15 protein-coding genes are annotated in these 16,962 nt (G+C 70.1%); 5 read left to right on the forward strand and 10 right to left on the reverse strand.

The window, feature by feature from the left end; translation table 11 throughout:
- From I53_RS10270 to I53_RS10310, 9 genes are all read right to left on the reverse strand, one after another.
- A partial coding sequence (locus I53_RS10270) for an ABC transporter permease (RefSeq protein ID WP_374701311.1) occupies positions 1-523 on the reverse strand: 523 nt, incomplete at its 3' end.
- On the reverse strand, positions 516-1,286 hold the full coding sequence (locus tag I53_RS10275) for an ABC transporter ATP-binding protein (protein WP_043350049.1): 771 nt from the start codon (positions 1,284-1,286) through the stop codon (positions 516-518). The genes I53_RS10270 and I53_RS10275, both read right to left, overlap by 8 nt.
- 157 nt (positions 1,287-1,443) lie before the next feature.
- The gene (locus I53_RS10280; protein WP_043350080.1) at positions 1,444-2,583 is read right to left on the reverse strand and encodes an amidohydrolase/deacetylase family metallohydrolase; all 1,140 of its coding nucleotides are present in this window, start codon (positions 2,581-2,583) and stop codon (positions 1,444-1,446) included.
- Between the two features lie 133 nt (positions 2,584-2,716).
- Positions 2,717-3,733, reverse strand: coding sequence for an ABC transporter ATP-binding protein (locus tag I53_RS10285; RefSeq protein ID WP_043350050.1), 1,017 nt, complete (start codon positions 3,731-3,733; stop codon positions 2,717-2,719).
- Entirely contained in the window at positions 3,730-4,743 is a 1,014-nt protein-coding gene (locus I53_RS10290; RefSeq protein ID WP_043350053.1) for an ABC transporter ATP-binding protein, read from the reverse strand. Before I53_RS10290 ends, I53_RS10285 begins: the two co-directional genes overlap by 4 nt.
- Complete coding sequence (locus tag I53_RS10295) at positions 4,743-5,717, reverse strand: ABC transporter permease (RefSeq protein ID WP_043350054.1); 975 nt, start codon at positions 5,715-5,717, stop codon at positions 4,743-4,745. The genes I53_RS10290 and I53_RS10295 overlap by 1 nt, the downstream gene beginning before the upstream one ends.
- Positions 5,714-6,655 carry an ABC transporter permease gene (locus I53_RS10300; protein ID WP_043350057.1) on the reverse strand — a complete coding sequence of 314 codons (942 nt, stop codon included), beginning with the start codon at positions 6,653-6,655 and terminating at the stop codon, positions 5,714-5,716. Before I53_RS10300 ends, I53_RS10295 begins: the two co-directional genes overlap by 4 nt.
- Positions 6,656-6,918: 263 nt before the next feature.
- The gene (locus I53_RS10305; protein WP_043350058.1) at positions 6,919-8,505 is read right to left on the reverse strand and encodes an ABC transporter substrate-binding protein; all 1,587 of its coding nucleotides are present in this window, start codon (positions 8,503-8,505) and stop codon (positions 6,919-6,921) included.
- 437 nt (positions 8,506-8,942) lie between these two features.
- On the reverse strand, positions 8,943-10,220 hold the full coding sequence (locus I53_RS10310) for a polyhydroxyalkanoate depolymerase (RefSeq protein ID WP_043350062.1): 1,278 nt from the start codon (positions 10,218-10,220) through the stop codon (positions 8,943-8,945).
- Positions 10,221-10,477: 257 nt separating this feature from the next.
- On the opposite strand from I53_RS10310, the gene I53_RS10315 reads away from it, so the two are divergent.
- The 5 genes from I53_RS10315 (at position 10,478) to purQ (ending at position 13,945) form a co-directional block, all read left to right on the forward strand.
- Complete coding sequence (locus tag I53_RS10315; protein WP_043350081.1) at positions 10,478-11,863, forward strand: ActS/PrrB/RegB family redox-sensitive histidine kinase; 1,386 nt, start codon at positions 10,478-10,480, stop codon at positions 11,861-11,863.
- A 46-nt stretch (positions 11,864-11,909) separates the two neighbouring features.
- The gene (locus tag I53_RS10320) at positions 11,910-12,509 is read left to right on the forward strand and encodes an ActR/PrrA/RegA family redox response regulator transcription factor (RefSeq protein WP_043350065.1); all 600 of its coding nucleotides are present in this window, start codon (positions 11,910-11,912) and stop codon (positions 12,507-12,509) included.
- A 104-nt stretch (positions 12,510-12,613) separates the two neighbouring features.
- A complete protein-coding gene (locus tag I53_RS10325) occupies positions 12,614-12,847 on the forward strand; it encodes a hypothetical protein (protein ID WP_043350069.1) in 234 nt (77 codons plus the stop codon).
- A gap of 178 nt (positions 12,848-13,025) precedes the next feature.
- On the forward strand, positions 13,026-13,265 hold the full coding sequence (purS, locus tag I53_RS10330; protein ID WP_043350071.1) for a phosphoribosylformylglycinamidine synthase subunit PurS: 240 nt from the start codon (positions 13,026-13,028) through the stop codon (positions 13,263-13,265).
- A complete protein-coding gene (purQ, locus tag I53_RS10335) occupies positions 13,265-13,945 on the forward strand; it encodes a phosphoribosylformylglycinamidine synthase subunit PurQ (protein ID WP_043350073.1) in 681 nt (226 codons plus the stop codon). The genes purS and purQ overlap by 1 nt, the downstream gene beginning before the upstream one ends.
- Before the next feature lie 475 nt (positions 13,946-14,420).
- On the opposite strand, the gene I53_RS10340 is transcribed toward purQ, so the two are convergent.
- Entirely contained in the window at positions 14,421-16,853 is a 2,433-nt protein-coding gene (locus I53_RS10340) for a penicillin-binding protein 1A (protein ID WP_043350075.1), read from the reverse strand.
- Positions 16,854-16,962 lie beyond the last annotated feature (109 nt).

Here is a 16,962-nt window from a genome sequence, read left to right on the forward strand (position 1 = left end):
CGAAGATCAGGCTGCCGTTGCCCAGGCCGAACCAGATCAGCGCCAGGGGCAGCAGCGCGATGGCCGGCAGCGGGTTGAACATCGACGTCAGGGTCTCGAGCAGATCGGTCCCGATCCGCGACGCGATGGCGAGGCCCGTGAGCACGGTCGCCAGGGCGATGCCGGCGGCGTAGCCCATGAGCAGCACCTTGAGCGACGACCAGGCGCGGGCCGGCAGCGTGCCGTCCGCGATACCCCGAAAGAAGGCCTCCACGGTGGCCGAGAAGGTCGGGAACAGCAGGTCGTTGTCGAGGTAGCGCCCGTAGGCCTCCCAGATCCCGGCCAGGAGGACGAGGATCACGATCTTGCGCAGCCAGGCCTGGTTGTAGAGCCGCTCGGCGAGCGACAGGGGCTTCTCCACCACCGTGGCGCCATGGGCGTGGCCGGTCTCGCGCACGATCTCGGGGCGGCCGGATTCCACGGGCGTCAGGCGCGGCGCGACGCCGGTCAGCGGGGCGCCGGTCAGGGCTTGCGCGCTAGACATTCTCGGCCTCCTCGATCTCTTCCGAGAACAGCATGTGCTGGATCCGGCTCTCCAGCTGCAGCGCCGCCTCCGGGGATTCGGCGCTGTTGAGTTCGGCCTTCACCTCGCCGGGATGGGGCGAGAGCAGCAGGATGCGGGAGCCGACCTTGATCGCCTCGGGGATCGAGTGGGTGACGAACAGCACGGTGAAGCGCGTGCCCTCCCACAGCATCAGCAGCTCGTCCTGCATGCGCCGCCGGGTGAGCGCGTCGAGCGCCGCGAAGGGCTCGTCCATCAGCAGGATGTCGGGCTCCATGGCCATGCCGCGGGCGATGGCGACGCGCTGCTTCATCCCGCCCGACAGGGTGTGGGGATAGCTGTCGGCGAACTTCGTGAGGTTGACCTTGTCGATGTAGAGGTTGGCCCGGTCCAGGGCCTCCCGGCCCTTGAGCCGGCCCGAGGCTTCCAGCGCGAAGACCACGTTCTGCCGCACGGTCTTCCAGGGCAGGAGCTGGTCGAATTCCTGGAACACCATCATCCGGTCGGGGCCGGGCTCGGTGACCGGGCGACCCTTCAGGCGGATCTCGCCCTCGGTGGGGGCCATGTAGCCGCCCACCGCCTTGAGCAGGGTCGACTTCCCGCAGCCGGAGGGCCCGAGCAGGACGAACCGGTCCCCGGGCCAGACCCGGAAGCTCACCCGGTAGGTGGCGGTGACGAGATGCTCGGGCGTCTTGTAGCGGAGTGTGACGCCGTCGACCTCCAGCAGAGGCTGACCCGTGTCCATCCATCCTCCCTGGCGCCGCAGCTTCGACCGCGTGTCGCAGAGGGCCGGCGATGGCCCGCCCCTCACGGGAAAGTGTATCGGGCCGCCGAAGAGGCTGTAAAGGTCGATATTCTGTATGCGATCGGACCGAGGACCTGTGGGTCCGGTCCCGGCGCGGTCAGGCCGGATGCCACCACCGGCCCTTCAGCACCACGCCCTCGGCGGTGATCCGCTGGACGCCGGTCATGGTCTCCCCCCGCGTGTCGACATAGTCGAAGGCCCCGTCCCGCACCGCCAGCACGGTGGCGTCGCCCAGCGCCCCGACCTTCAGGGTCCCGTATTCCATGCGCTTCAGCGCCACGGCGGCGTTCACCGTGGAGGCGGCGATGACGTCGGTGAGGCTCATGCCGAGGCAGAGCATCTTCGACATGGTGGTGACCTGGTCGAAGGCCGGCCCCTCGATGCAGAGCTGGTGCACGTCCGACGAGATCGTGTCCGGCAGGAAGCCCCCCGCCAGCATGGCCCGCGCCGTCCGGAAGGCGAAGGAGCCCTTGCCGTGGCCGATGTCGAACAGCACCCCCCGCGCCCGGGCCTCGCGCAGCGCCGGCTTCACGGCCCCCTGCGCGGTCACGGGCGAGTTCGGGAAGGGCCGGAAGGCGTGGGTCAGCACGTCGCCGGGGCGGAGCATGGCGAGCACGGCCTCGTAGCTCGGCGGCGGCTCGTCGATATGGGCCATCAGCGGCAGGCCGGTCTCCTCGGCGACCTGCAGGGCGATGTCCAGCGGCGCGGTGCCCTGGTCGCCGGAGGCGTGGCGCCCGACCCGGACCTTGATGCCCACGATCACGTCCCGGTTGGCTTCGGCGACCTCCACGGCCTCCCGGGGCGCCATCAGCCGCGGATCCTCGCTCTCGCCGACCATGATGGTCTTCGAGAAGCCGAAGATGCCCGCGAAGGAGACGTGCAGGTAGGCGAGGATCCGCGCCTGCGACCGCTCGATCACGTGGCTGCGGAAGCCCGCGAAGTTGCCGGGTCCCGCGCTGCCGGTATCCACCGAGGTGGTCACCCCGGAGGTGCGGCAGAATTCGTCGGCGTCGATGCCCAGCGACGTGCCGCCCCAATAGACGTGGGTGTGCAGGTCGATCAGGCCCGGCGTGACGATGGCGCCTTCCATGTCGCGGACCTGCGTGCCCGGGCCGGCCGGCAGGTCGCGGCCGAAGCCCGAGACCCGTCCGTCCGCGAAGGCGACGTCGCAGATCCCGTCGTGGTTCTGCGACGGGTCGATGACCCGCGCGCCCTTCAGGATGAGGTCGTGCTGCACGGTTGTCTCCAAAAGCCGTCTGCAGGGATCCGATCCGTCATCGCGCGCGCAGCGAAGCGACCCAGGGATCCGCCACGCTCGGGGATCGCGCGCCGCACCGGGTTGCTTCGCTGCGCTCGCAAAGACGGCTCCGTCAGGCCGCCCGGGCCGGCGCGGCCGCGTCGTTGAGGTGGCAGGCGGCGAAATGGCCGGTGCCCACCGCGTCGAGGCCGGGCACCTCGGTCCGGCAGCGGTCGAAGGCGTGCGGGCAGCGGGTGTGGAAGCGGCAGCCGGAGGGCGGGTTGATCGGGCTCGGCACGTCGCCCTTGAGCACGATGCGGGTGCGCCCGGCCCCGGGCTCGGGGATCGGCACCGCCGAGAGCAGGGCCTGCGTGTAGGGGTGCTTCGGGGCCAGGAACAGATCGCGGCGGGGCCCGATCTCGACGATCTTGCCGAGATACATCACCGCCACCCGGTGGGTCATGTGCTCGACGATGGCGAGGTCGTGGGAGATGAACAGCATGGCGAGGTCGAGCTCGCGCTGAAGATCCCGCAGCAGGTTGACGATCTGCGCCTTCACGGAGACGTCGAGCGCCGAGACCGCCTCGTCGCAGATGATCAGGTCCGGCTCGGCGGCGAGCGCCCGGGCGATGCCGATACGCTGGCGCTGGCCCCCCGAGAACTCGTGTGGGAACCGGCCCAGCGCCTCGCGGGGCAGGCCGACCCGCTCCATCAGGCTGGCGAGCTTCGCCTCGAGGTCGGCGGCGTTGCGGGCGAGGCCGAAATTGCGGATCGGCTCGGCCAGGATCGCCCGCACCCGCATCCGCGGGTTGAGGGACGAGAACGGGTCCTGGAACACCATCTGGATGTGGCGCCGCAGGGGCCGGAGCGCTCCGGCCGAGAGGTCGTCGATGCGCCGCCCGTCGAGCACCACCTGTCCGGCGGTGGGCGCGTAGAGACGCATCAGCGCCTTGGCGACGGTGGACTTGCCGCAACCGGATTCGCCGACGAGCGACAGGGTCTCGCCCCGGGCGACCGTGAAGGACAGGCCGTCCACGGCCTTCAGCACGCGGGTCGACCGGCCGAACAGGCCGCCGCCGAGGGAAAAGTGCTTCTTGAGGTCGTTGACCTCCAGCAGGGTGCGGGCGGGGGGTGCGGGCGTGGCGCTCATGCCGCGAGGGCGTCCTTCGGCGCGTAGTGGCAGGCGGCGAGGTGGCCCGGCGCCTTCGGCTCCAGGGCCGGCGCGTAGGCGCGGCACAGGTCGGTCACGTCCGGGCAGCGCCCGGCGAAGACGCAGCCCTCGATCCGGCCCTTCAGGCTCGGCACCATGCCGGGGATCTCGGCGAGCCGCGCGTCGGCCCCGTGCTCGACGGCGCCAAGCTTCGGCACCGCCCCCATCAGGCCCCGCGTGTAGGGATGGCGGGGCGCCCGGAACAGGTCGCGGACCGGCGCCTCCTCGACCTTGCGGCCGGCATACATCACCACCACCCGGTCGGCGACCTCGGCCACCACCCCGAGATCGTGCGTGATCAGCATGATCGCGGCCCCGACCCGGGCCTTCAGGTCGCGCATCAGGTCGAGGATCTGGGCCTGGATGGTCACGTCGAGCGCCGTGGTCGGCTCGTCGGCGATCAGGAGCTTGGGCGAGCAGGCGAGCGCGATGGCGATCATCACCCGCTGGCGCATGCCGCCGGAGAGCTGGTGCGGGTATTCCCGCACCCGGCGCCGGGGCTCGGGGATACCGACCAGCGTCAGCATCTCGATTGCCCGCTCCTCGGCCTCCCGGCGGCCGAGGCCCTGGTGCAGGCGCAGGGTCTCGCCGATCTGGCGGCCGACCGTCAGGACCGGGTTCAGCGAGGTCATCGGCTCCTGGAAGATCACGCTGATGTCGTTGCCGCGGATCTTGCGCATGGCGCTGTTGGGCAGGTCGAGGAGGTTGGTCCCCTCGAACTTGATGGCGCCGGCGATGCGGGCCGGCGGCTCGGGCAGGAGCCGCAGGATCGACATGGACGTCACCGACTTGCCGCAGCCGGATTCGCCGACGATCGCCAGGGTCTCCCCCGACTGGATCGCGAACGAGACCCCGTCCACCGCCCGGTTCACCCCGTCGGGGGTGCGGAAATGGACCTGCAGGTTCTCGATCGACAGGAGGGGTGCGCCGCTCATGCTGCCGGTCCTCATCAGACGTCTTTCGCCATGCGGGGATCGAGGGCGTCGCGCAGGCCGTCGCCGACGAGGTTCACGGCCAGCACCGTCATCGAGAGGAAGATCGCCGGGAACAGGATGATGTAGAACTTCACCTGCCAAAGGGCCCGGCCCTCGGCCATGATGTTGCCCCAGGACGGCGTCGAGGGCGGCACGCCCGCGCCGATGAACGACAGGATCGCCTCGGTGATCATCGCGGAGGCGCAGATGTAGGTCGCCTGCACGGTCATGGGCGCCAGCGTGTTGGGCAGGATGTGGCGCCAGATGATCGCCGGCATCCGCGTGCCCGTGGTCACCGCCGCCTCGACATAGGGCTGCTCGCGCAGGGACAGGACCACGCCGCGCACGAGGCGGGCGACGCGCGGGATCTCCGCGATGGTGATCGCCACGATGACGTTCTGGACCGAGCCGCGGGTCAGCGCCATCAGCGCCACCGCGAGCAGGATCGGCGGGATCGACATCATGCCGTCGACGATCCGCATGACGATCCCGTCGAGCCAGCGCACCATGCCGGAGACGAGGCCGACCGCGAGCCCGGCGATCGAGGCGAGGAACGCCACCGAGAAGCCGACCAGCAGCGAGACCCGGGCGCCGTAGACCACCCGCGAGTAGACGTCGCGGCCGAGCATGTCGGTGCCGAACCAGTATTGCGCGGACGGAGCCCGGGTGCGCTTGGCGGGCGCCAGGGCGGTCGGGTCGACGGTGCCGAGATACGGCGCCAGCAAAGCCATCAGGAAGACGACGAGGAGCAGCACGCCCCCGACCACGATGGTCGGGTTGCGGCGGATATAGGTCCAGACCGGGCCCCGGCGCTTGCGGGCCGGGAACACGTCGGGCAGCGGCGCCGCGATGGCGAGGCCCGGCGGCGGGGGCGCCTTGGGGGCGGTCGCCTCGGACGGGGTCCCCGCCTGCGGGGCGCTGCTGGGGAAGGGCGCGACGGTCGCGGTCAATAGCGGATCCTCGGGTCGAGCACGGTGTAGAAGAGGTCGATGGCGAGGTTCACCAGCACGTAGACGAAGCTGAACAGCAGGACGACGCCCTGGATGACCGGGTAGTCGCGCCGCAGGATCGCATCGACGGTGAGGCGCCCGAGGCCGGGAATCGCGAAGACCGTCTCGGTCACCACCGCGCCGCCGATCAGCAGGGCGATGCCGATGCCGATCACGGTGACGATCGGCACCGCGGCGTTCTTGAGGGCGTGGACGAACAGGACCGGCCCCTGCCCCAGCCCCTTCGCCCGGGCGGTGCGGACGTAATCCTGCTGGAGCACGTCGAGCATGGTCGCCCGGGTCACCCGGGCGATCAGCGCGATGTAGACGAGGCCGAGCGTCACCGCCGGCAGGATCAGGTTGGACAGCCAGGGCCACAGGCCCTGCTCGATCGGCGTGTAGCCCTGGACGGGCAGCCAGCCGAGTTCGAGGGCGAAGACGTAGGCGAGCACGTAGCCGACCACGAAGACCGGGACCGAGAAGCCCGTCACGGCGAGGCCCATCACGAGGCGGTCGATCAGGCTGCCGGCCTTCCAGGCGGCGACGACGCCGAGCGGCACCGCCACCACGATGGCGAAGACCAGGGTGACCAGCATCAGCGAGACGGTGGGCTGCACCCGCTGGCCGATCATGGTGGTGACCGGCAGGTTGGTGAAGATCGAGGTGCCGAGATCCCCGTGGAGGATCTGCCAGGACCATTCCCAGAACCGCACCAGGAACGGCCGGTCGAGGCCCAGCGTGGCGCGGATCCGGGCGACGTCGTCGGGCGTCGCCTGGTCGCCCGCGATGATCGCCGCCGGATCGCCGGGGGCGAAGTAGAGGAGGCTGAAGACGAACAGCCCGACCACCGCCATGACCGGGATGGTGGCGAGGATGCGCCTGCCGATATAGCCGAGCATGGGTCCTCGCTAGGCCGTGGGACGAAGGGCGCGGCGGGCGCCGCCGCACCCCCTCCCCCCTCTGCGGGGGAGGGTGGCCGCCGAAGGGGGTCGGGAGAGGGGAACCCGGCTTCCGGAAGGGGCGCGGCCTGCATGAAGGGCGAAGCCCGATCCTGCATCGTCGCTCCCCTCTCCCGACCCTCGCTGACGCGAGGGCCCCCCTCCCCCGCAGAGGGGGGAGGGGGAACGCGTCGCGTTCGCCGGCATGATCACCACCCGCCCCATCACGCCTTCGACACGCCCCAGGTGAACGGGATCGGCCCCTTCACGATGCCCGAGACGGTCTTCCGCCACGCCTGGTAGCCGAGGAAGAACCCGGTCGGGACGTAGACCACGCCCTCGCAGGCGGCGGCGTTGACCTTGTCGATGGCGGCCTTCTCGGCGGCCGGGTCGGCGGCGTCGAACCATTCGGCGATGGCGGTCTCCACCGGCGGGATGTTCGGCCAGCCGAACCACGCCTTGTCGCCGCTCGCCCGCACCGCCGGGTAGCCCGCCGGGTTGATGCAGTCGGCGCCCGCGTGCCACGTGTGGAACATGTTCCAGCCGCCCTGGGACGGCGGTGCCTTGGAGGCCCGGCGGGTGCCGGTGGTGCCCCAGTCGGTGGCGACGAAGTCGACGTTGAAGCCCATCTGCTTCAAGAGGTCGGCGGTGATGTCGCCCTGCGCCTTGGTGATTCCCTGGTCCTGCGCCACGATGCAGACCACCGGCTCGCCCTTGTAGCCGGCTTCCTTGAGCAGCTTCTGGCCGAGCTTGATGTCGCCCTTGCCGACGTTGCCGCCGCCCGCCTCGCTGTAGAGGGGCGTCCCCGGCGTGAAGAAACCCGGCAGCTTCTTCCACAGGCTGTCGTCGTCGCCGACGATTGCCCGCATGTAATCCTCCTGGCTCATCGCGGTCATGACCGCCTGCCGGATCTTCGGATTGTCGAAGGGCGGGTGCAGGTGGTTCATCCGGAACGAGCCGACATTGCCCAGCGGGTCGGCGATATCGACGTTGAGGTTGCTGTTCTTGCGCAGCAGCGGCACGAGGTCGGAGATCGGGTTCTCCCACCAGTCGACCTCGCCGTTCTGCAGGGCCGCCGAGGCGGTGGCGGCGTCCGGCATGATCACCCACTCGACCCGGTCGACCAGCATGCGCTTGCCGCCCGCGAGCCAGGAATTCGGCTCGTCGCGGGGCTTGTAGTCGGTGAAGGTCTCGAACACCGCCCGGGCGCCCGGCACCCACTCGTTGCGGACGAACTTCATCGGGCCCGAGCCGACATATTCGGAGATCTGCGTGAACGGGTCGGTCTTGGCGATCCGCTCCGGCATCATCAGGGCCATCGGCGCGTTGGTCTTGCCGAGCGCGTAGAGCAGCTTCGGGAAGGGCTTCTTCAGGCGCCACTGGAAGGTCTTGTCGTCGGTCGCCGCGAGGTCGTCCTGGATTCCCCGGATCATCAGGCCGATCGGGTCCCGAGCCATCCAGCGGGTGAGGCTCGCCACCACGTCCTTGGCCAGCACCGGCTCGCCGTCGTGCCACTTGAGGCCGGGGCGCAGCCGGAAGGTCCAGGTCAGCTTGTCGCCCGAGACCTCCTCGGATTCGACCATCTGGCGCTGCGGCTTCAGCTGCGCGTCGACGCCGTAGAGCATGTCCCAGACGAGGGTGCCGGCGTTGCGCACCACGTACTGGGTCCCCCAGATCGGGTCGAAATTGGCGAGGTTCGCCTGCGGCACGAAGCGCAGCACCTTCGCGCCCTGCGCCAGGGCCGGCCGCGCGATCTGCGGTGCCGCCAGCCCGAGCGCGGCCGAGCCCTTCAGGAACGTCCTGCGGTCCATCGTCTTCTCCCTGGCGGTGCGGGTCTCAGGCCCGAAGCGCCGGCCCACACCTTGCGGGCGAGTTTGAACAATTCTTAAGCAGGGGCGCAATGGCCCGGCGTGACAATGGAGCTCGGGCAAGCGCCGGCGCGACCACCGGTCTGGGGACGGAGTCGGGCTGGGCGCAGGCGGTGCGTGCGCGGGCGGTGCTTGCGCGGATCCAGGTCACGGGGCGCATCTCGCAAGCCCCGCGCCAGTCCGGCCATCACTGCGTTATGTATTCAGGATCGGCGGGGGATTTTTTCGCGCGCGGGCGCAGGGCGAGACTTCGCCGGAGCCGGTGCGGCCTCACTGCGCGGCGCGCAGCGGTCGGAGCCGTGTGAGCATCGTCGTCCGCAGGGGACGGGGGCCCGTCGCGCCTGTCCCGGGCGCGGCGGGCGGAGGCTGGACGTAACGCCTCAGCCCACCTGCCGCAGGTGGCTGCCCCGCGTGCCGGGCACCGCCTGCATGGCGCGGATGAAGGCGGCGATGCGGGGGGCGATCACCGCCCGGTAGCGGGAGCCGTTGAACACGCCGTAATGGCCGACGCCGGCCTGGAGATGGTAGGCCTTGCGGGCGTCGGGCAGGTTCGGCGTGAGGTCCAGGGCCGCCTTGGTCTGGCCGACGCCGGAGATGTCGTCGTTCTCGCCCTCGACCGCGAGGATCGCGCAGCGGCGGATGGCTCCGAGATCGACCGGTGTGTCCCTGTGGCGCATCCGGCCCGTGGGCAGGGCGTGGTCGACGAACACGGTCTGCACGGTCTGGAGGTAGTACTCGGCCGTCAGGTCCATCACGGCGAGGTACTCGTCGTAGAATTCGCGGTGCTTCTCGGCCGAATCGCCGTCGCCCTTCACCAGGTGGTCGAACATGTCCGAATGGGCGGTGACGTGCCGGTCGAGGTTCATCGCCATGAAGCCCGACAGCTGCAGGAAGCCCGGATAGACCCGGCGCCACGCCCCCGGATAGATCGGCGGCACGAGGCTGATCGTGTTCTGCTCGAACCACGCCTGGCCGCGCTCCTGCGCGAGGCAGTTCACCGCGGTGGGCGAGCGGCGGGTGTCGATCGGGCCACCCATCAGGGTCATGGAGGTCGGCACCGCCGGCTCGTCGGCCGCCTCCATCAGCGCCACCGCGGCGAAGACCGGCACCGCCGGCTGGCACACCGCCATGACGTGCAGGTCCGGCCCGAGGACGGCGAACATCTCCTGCAGGTAGTCGATGTAATCGTCGAGGTCGAACTGGCCCGCGAACAGCGGCACCATCCGGGCATCGGTCCAGTCGGTGACGAACACCCGGTGGTTCGGCAGCATCGCCTCGACGGTGCCGCGCAGGAGCGTGGCGTAATGGCCCGACATCGGCGCGACGATCAGCAGCTTGGGCTGCGCCTCGGCGGGGGGCGTCGGGAAGGCGCGGTCGAAGGCGATCAGGCGGCAGAACGGCCGCTCCCAGACCACCCGCTCGGTGACCGGGACCGGCGCGCCGTCGACGACCGTCTCGGTGAAGCCGAAGGCGGGCTTGCCGTACTGGCGGGTGACGCGCTCGAACATCTCGCAGCCGGCGCTCACCGCGCGGGCATAGGGGCCGTAGGCCAGGGGGTTGCCCGGCAGCTGCAGCCCGTAGCGCGTCAGATCGGCGGCAACGCGGGCGGGCGCCATCAGGGCGCGGGCGCCCTCGTACATCGAATAGGCCAGCAGCATCGTCACCTCGCGGTCTCGGTCCGGCCGCCGGCATTGCGCCGCACGGCCCGTCCCCTGCAACCCGAATCGGTAGGATAATGCTCCACCCTGAACGCCGGTGGAACATCCCGGAGCCGCGGCGACTTGCCTGTGACCACGTTCACCAGCGACGACTTGTCCGGGTCGGCTTGCCGGGATCCCCGCCACCGCGTCATGCGGTGGGGATCCGCGAGAAGCCGGGCCGGTCGGGTCCGTCCGGCGACGCATCGAAACACAGCATGCCCGATACCGATCTCAGCGGCCTCGGCCGCGACGCCCGACACCTGCGGCTCGACACCTTCGTCCGCCTCCGCTGGCTCGCCGTCACGGGCCAGAGCGCGGCGGTGGTCGGGGCGCAGTTCGGCCTCGGCCTGCCGCTCCCCTTCGGCTGGTGCTTCCTGGTGATCGCCACCTCGTCCTGGCTGAACCTCGCCCTGCGGATCCGCTTCCCGGCGAGCTACCGTCTCAGCGACGATTCGGCCGCGCTGCTGCTCGCCTTCGACATCGTGCAGCTCGCGGCTCTGCTGTTCCTCACCGGCGGGCTCCAGAATCCATTCTCGCTGCTGTTCCTCGCCCCCGTGCTGATCTCCGCGACCGCCCTCCCGCCCGAGCGGACGCTGGCGCTGGGGCTCCTGGCGGTGGGGCTCGCGACCCTGCTCGCCCTGGTGCACCGGCCCCTGCCCTGGTTCGCCGACGGGCGGATCGAGCTGCCGTTCCTGTACGTCTCCGGCGTGTGGACGGCGATCCTGCTCGGCACCGCCTTCACGGGCGTCTACGCGTGGCGGGTGGCGGAGGAGACGCGGCTCCTTGCCCAGGCGCTCGCCGCCACCGAACTCGTGCTCGCCCGCGAGCAGCACCTGTCGCAGCTCGACGGGCTGGCGGCCGCCGCTGCCCATGAATTGGGCACGCCGCTGGGCACCATCATGGTGGTGACCAAGGAGCTGATCCGCCAGCTCGGCCCCACCGCCTCGCCGGCGGTGGCGGAGGATCTCAACCTGCTGCGCGAGCAGGTCGACCGCTGCCGCGGCATCCTCGGCAAGCTGACCTCCCTCGACGGGGACGGGGTCGGCTTCCTGGAGACGGTCACGTTCAGCCACCTCGTGGAGGAGCTGGTGGCGCCCCAGCGGGCGCTGGGCGCCGCCCTCGACGTCACCAGCGCCGGCGACGGCCCGGAGCCGGCCTGCCGCCGCAACCCGGGCGTCATGTTCGGCCTCGCCAACATCCTCGACAACGCCGTGGACTTCGCCGAGGCCCGCGTCTCCGTCGAGGGGCGCTGGACGCCCGACCGGGTCTGGATCGAGATCCGCGACGACGGGCCGGGCTTCTCCAGCGAGGTGCTGCTGCGGGCCGGCGAGCCCTACGTCACGACCCGCAGCCACGACCGGCCGCAATCCGGCGAGACCGTGGGGGCCGGGCTCGGCCTGGGCCTGTTCATCGCCAAGACCCTGATCGAGCGCTCGGGGGCGCAGCTCGCCCTGATGAACGTCGCCGCGCCGGACGCCCATGGGGCGATCGTGCGGGTCTCCTGGGCCCGCCACATCTTCGAGCGGGGGGCGGCGCCGCGACATTCTCCGGAACTCAGTATCCGCGCCCCCCTGCCACCGCGCGATGCCGTACCTATATGAGGCACAGACCAAGAACCCGACGACGAAAACCCAAAAGGAGTGTCGGATGCTCACGCAGCCCGGGACTGTGGCGGCGACCAACCCCGCCGTGATCGACGATGCCGATCCGCTGGCCGCCTTCTCCGACCGCAGCCTGTTGATCGTTGACGACGACAAGCCCTTCCAGACCCGCCTCGCCCGCGCCATGGAGAGCCGCGGCTACCACGTGCAGGTGGCCGACAGCGTCGCGGACGGCGTTTCGGCCGTCGAGGCGCGCGCCCCCGCCTTCGCGGTGATCGACATGCGCCTGGGCGACGGCAACGGCCTGGACGTGATCGCCCGCCTCAAGGAGCGCCGTCCCGAGGCCCGGGGCGTGATCCTGACCGGCTACGGCAACATCGCCACGGCGGTGACCGCGGTGAAGCTCGGCGCCTTCGACTACCTCGCCAAGCCCGCCGATGCCGACGAGATCCACGGCACGCTGATGGCGCAGCCGGGCGAGCGGGCCGACCCGCCGGAGAACCCGATGTCGGCGGACCGGGTCCGCTGGGAGCACATCCAGCGCGTCTACGAGCTGTGCAGCCGCAACGTGAGCGAGACCGCCCGGCGCCTCAACATGCACCGGCGGACCCTGCAGCGGATCCTGGCCAAGCGCGCGCCGCGCTGACGCGGGATCCGTCCCGTCGGTTGCATCACGCGGCCGCTCCGGGCTAGCTGCGCGCGTCCCGGACGGCGCGTCCGGGACGCGAAATCGATTCGAGGGCGGATCTCGTGAACGGGCGCAACGCCATCACCATCATCAGCATGATGGTCCTTGTCGGCACCGAGGTGTTCGCCGTGGCCATCGCGGCGGGCTGGGCCATCGCGGGCATCTTCGATCTCGGCGAGCGGGTGGGACACGTCCTGATGGGCGTGTTCAGCCTGTTCGCGGCCTGGGTCATGCTCCAGCTCTGGCGCCGGGCCACCAGCATCGAGCCGCTGCGGAGCCCGGCCACGCATCGCTGAGCGAGTGCGCCTGCTCTAGAAATATTCGTCAAGTTGCACCGAATACCGGAATTATCCCCATGCGTGCGGGGTGTTCGACAGTTCGGCGGCCTTCCTGCTAGAAGCGGTCCGCGGCGGTCTGTGTGACGATGTCGCAGGTCACACTACCGTCCCGGACACGCGTGAGACCCGAAGATCCATGAAAGCCCGTATCATCGTCACCCTGAAGACCGGTGTGCTGGACCCGCAGGGTAAGGCGATCGAGGCCGCACTCAGATCCCTCGGCATCGAGGGCGTCGACGGCGTCCGGCAGGGCAAGGTCTTCGACATCGAGGTCTCGGCGGTCGACAGCGCCGCCGCGGAGGCGACGCTGCGCACGGCCTGCGAGAAGCTCCTGGCCAACACCGTCGTCGAGAATTACGCGATCGAGATCCTCTGATGCACGCCGCGGTCGTCGTCTTCCCGGGTTCCAACCGCGAATCGGACGTCGTCCGGGCCCTGCGGCGATCCGGCGCGCAGGTGAGCCTCGTCTGGCACGCGGACCACGAACTGCCCGCCGGCACCGACCTCGCCGTGCTGCCCGGCGGCTTCTCGTACGGCGACTACCTGCGCTGCGGCGCCATCGCCGGCCGGGCCGCCGCCATGGATGCGGTGCGGGCCCACGCGGCGCGCGGCGGACTCGTGCTCGGCATCTGCAACGGCTTCCAGATCCTGTGCGAATCCGGCCTTCTGCCCGGCGTGCTGATGCGCAACGTCGACCGGCGTTTCATCTGCCACCGCCAGACGCTCCGGGTCGAGCGCACCGACACCCGCTTCACCAGCGCCTACGCCCCGGGTCAGGTCATCGACGTCTGCGTCGCCCACGGGGAAGGCAATTACTTCGCCGATCCCGAGACGCTGGCGCGGATCGAAGGCGAGGGCCGGGTCGCCTTCCGGTACTGCGACGCCACCGGCGCCATCACCGTGGAGGCCAACCGCAACGGCTCCCTCAACGCCATCGCGGGCGTCCTGTCGGAGACCGGGAACGTGCTCGGGATGATGCCGCACCCGGAGAACTTCGTCGAAGACCTGATCGGCGGAACCGACGGGCGTGGCCTGTTCGACAGTCTGGCGGCCTGAGATCACCGGCCGAAGATTTGTATTAACTGCCGATTAAGGTTTCCGGGGCATAAAGAGGCATCCAGTGATCTGGATGTCGAGTTGGACATGTTCGTCCGCTCTGTTTTGATGCCTCCCTGATGACTCTTCGAGCCGCTCCATCCGGGGCGGCTTTTTTCTGCGCGGATGCCGGAGCGCGGATCGCGCGAGCCACGTCTTCCGGACCGCGCAGGGCCGCTGCCGCGCCCCGGAACGACGGCAAGAACCCTGAATCGTCCAGGGCAGGCACCCTGATCCCACGCGGGAGGGGGACAGGATGAGGCCGGATCCGTGACCCTCGTCGAGGCCGTGCCGCGGCTTCAGAACGCCGCGTCGGTGTCGGCGCTGCGCCCGCTCGGGATCCGCAACAAAAAGCCCAGGCCGGGCGGACCCGACCTGGGCAGACTCGAGTCGGGCAGACCCGACTTGAGCGGAGCGCGAGCCGGGACCGGTCGCTTCAGTACAATCCGCCGGCCTGCGCGGCCCGGTCGGGATCGGCCGGGACCGCCGCGGGGGCGGCGGCCTGGCCGCCGCCCGAGGACGACGGCGCCACGTAGGAATCCGCCGGTGCGGTACCGGGCTTGAACGCCTCCAGGATGGTCCCGGCGCCCTCACCGGACCCCGCACGGGTGCCGCTGGCGAGATTGATGCGGATCAGCTTGATCCCCGGGGGCACGCGGAACGGCGTCGGCGGCTTGTCCTTGAGGGCGGTCTTGAGGAACTCCAGGGCGATCGGCGCCGCCAGCCCGCCGCCGGTGGCGCGGTCGCCGAGCGAGCGCGGTTTGTCGAAGCCGATATAGATGCCGACCGCCAGATCCGGCGAGAAGCCCACGAACCACGCGTCCTTGGCGTCGTTGGTGGTGCCGGTCTTGCCGGCGAGCGGCTTGCCGATCTGCTTCAGGATCGTCGCGGTCCCGCGCTGGACCACGCCCTCCATGATCGAGACCATCTGGTAGGCGGTCAGCGGGTCGAGCACCTGCTCGGAATCGTCCACCAGCTTCGGCTCGTCCTGGCCGGACCACTTCTCGGCGTCGCAGCCGATGCATTTGCGGTTGTCGTGGCGGTAGATGGTCTCGCCGATACGGTCCTGGATCCGGTCGATCAGGGTCGGCCGGATGCGCCGGCCGCCATTGGCCAGCATCGAGTAGGCGGTGACCATGCGCATCACCGTCGTCTCGCCCGCGCCCAGCGACATCGGCAGAACCGGCAGCATGTCGTCGTAGACGCCGAAGCGGCGGGCGTACTCGGCGATGAGCGGCATGCCGACATCCTTGGCGAGCCGCACCGTCATCAGGTTCTTCGAGTGCTCGATGCCGTAGCGCAGGGTGTGGGGGCCGCCGGACTTGCCGTCGTAGTTCGAGGGCGTCCAGGCCTCCTGGCCGGGGCCGGCCTCGATGGTGATCGGGGTGTCCTGGATGATCGAGGCGGGCGTGTAGCCGTTGTCCAGCGCCGCCGAGTAGACGATCGGCTTGAACGAGGAGCCGGGCTGGCGCATCGCCTGGGTGGCGCGGTTGAACTCGGATTCGTCGTATGAGAAGCCGCCGACCATCGCGTGCACCCGGCCCGTATTCGGGTCCATGGCCACGATGGCGCCGGAGACCTCGGGCTTCTGGCGCAGGCGGAACTGGCCGCGGCCGCCATCCATCGCCTCGACATAGACCATGTCGCCGGGCTGGAGATTGGCGCGGCCGGCCCAGCGCATGCCCTCGGGCGTGATCACGCCGGTCTCGCGGTCCTTGACCACCTGGCCGGAGGCCTCGCGCTTGGGCTGCAGGCCGATCTGCACGCCGCCGCCGCCATTGCCCAGCACCACGGCGAGGCGCCACGGTGCCACGTCGCCCAGCGCCGGAACCTCGGCCGCCGCCATGCCCCAGTCGCGCCCGGTCAGGTCGACCTTGGTGACCGGCCCGCGCCAGCCATGGGCCTGGTCGTAGCGCACGAGGCCGTCGACCAGCGCCTTGCGGGCCCAGCCCTGCATCTTCGGATCGAGGGTCGTGCGCACCGAGAGGCCGCCCTCGTAGAGCTTCTTCTCGCCGTAGCGCTCGGAGATCTCGCGGCGGACCTCCTCGGTGAAGTAGTTGGCGTTGGCGGCGTTCGGGAAGGCGACGCGCGGGTTGACGCCGAGCGGCATCTTCTTGGCGGAATCCGCCTCCTCCTTGGTGATGTAGCCGTTCTCCGCCATCAGGCGGATGATCTCGTTGCGGCGGTCCAGCGCCGCCTGGGTCTTGCGGTAGGGGTGGTAGTTGTTCGGCCCCTTCGGCAGGGCGGCGAGGTAGGCCGCCTCGTTGATGGTCAGCTCGTGGACCGATTTTCCGAAGTAATCCAACGCCGCTGCCGCCACGCCGTGGAGGTTGCGGCCCGGCACGATCGTGCCGAGGAAGATCTCGTTGAGGTACAGCTCGAGGATCTTGTCCTTCGAGTAGGCCGCCTCGATCCGGAGCGCCAGCAGCGCCTCCTTGATCTTGCGGTCGTAGGTCTGCTCGGAGGAGAGCAGGAAGTTCTTGGCGACCTGCTGGGTGATGGTCGAGGCGCCCTGCCGCTTGCCCGACTTGGCGTTGGTCAGGAAGGCGCGCACGATCCCCTCGGGGTCGATGCCGCCGTGCTTGTAGAAATTCTTGTCCTCGGCCGACAGGAAGGCCGCGACGACGATCTTGGGCATCGCCTGGATCGGCAGGTACAGCCGGCGCTCGCGGGCATATTCGGCGAGCAGCGAACCGTCCGCCGCGTGGACGCGAGTCATCACCGGCGGCTCGTAATTGGCGAGCGCCGCGTGGTCGGGCAGGTCCTGGCTGTACTTCCAGTAGAAGTACCCGCCCACCGCCGCGCCGACCACGAACAGCACCGCGCCAGCGCTGAACAGGATCCCGAAGAAACGAAGGATCAGACGCATCCGGTGTTCCGCTCGTCGCTGGCCCGGCCGAATGCCGGAATCGGCTCATCCGGCGCGTGCGTCCGCTCTCGATGCGGTCAGCCCCCGGATGCTCCCGTTCAGGCCCCTT

The sequence above is a fragment of the Methylobacterium sp. B1 genome (genome assembly GCF_000333255.1).
GTDB classification, from domain to species: Bacteria; Pseudomonadota; Alphaproteobacteria; order Rhizobiales; family Beijerinckiaceae; genus Methylobacterium; species Methylobacterium fujisawaense.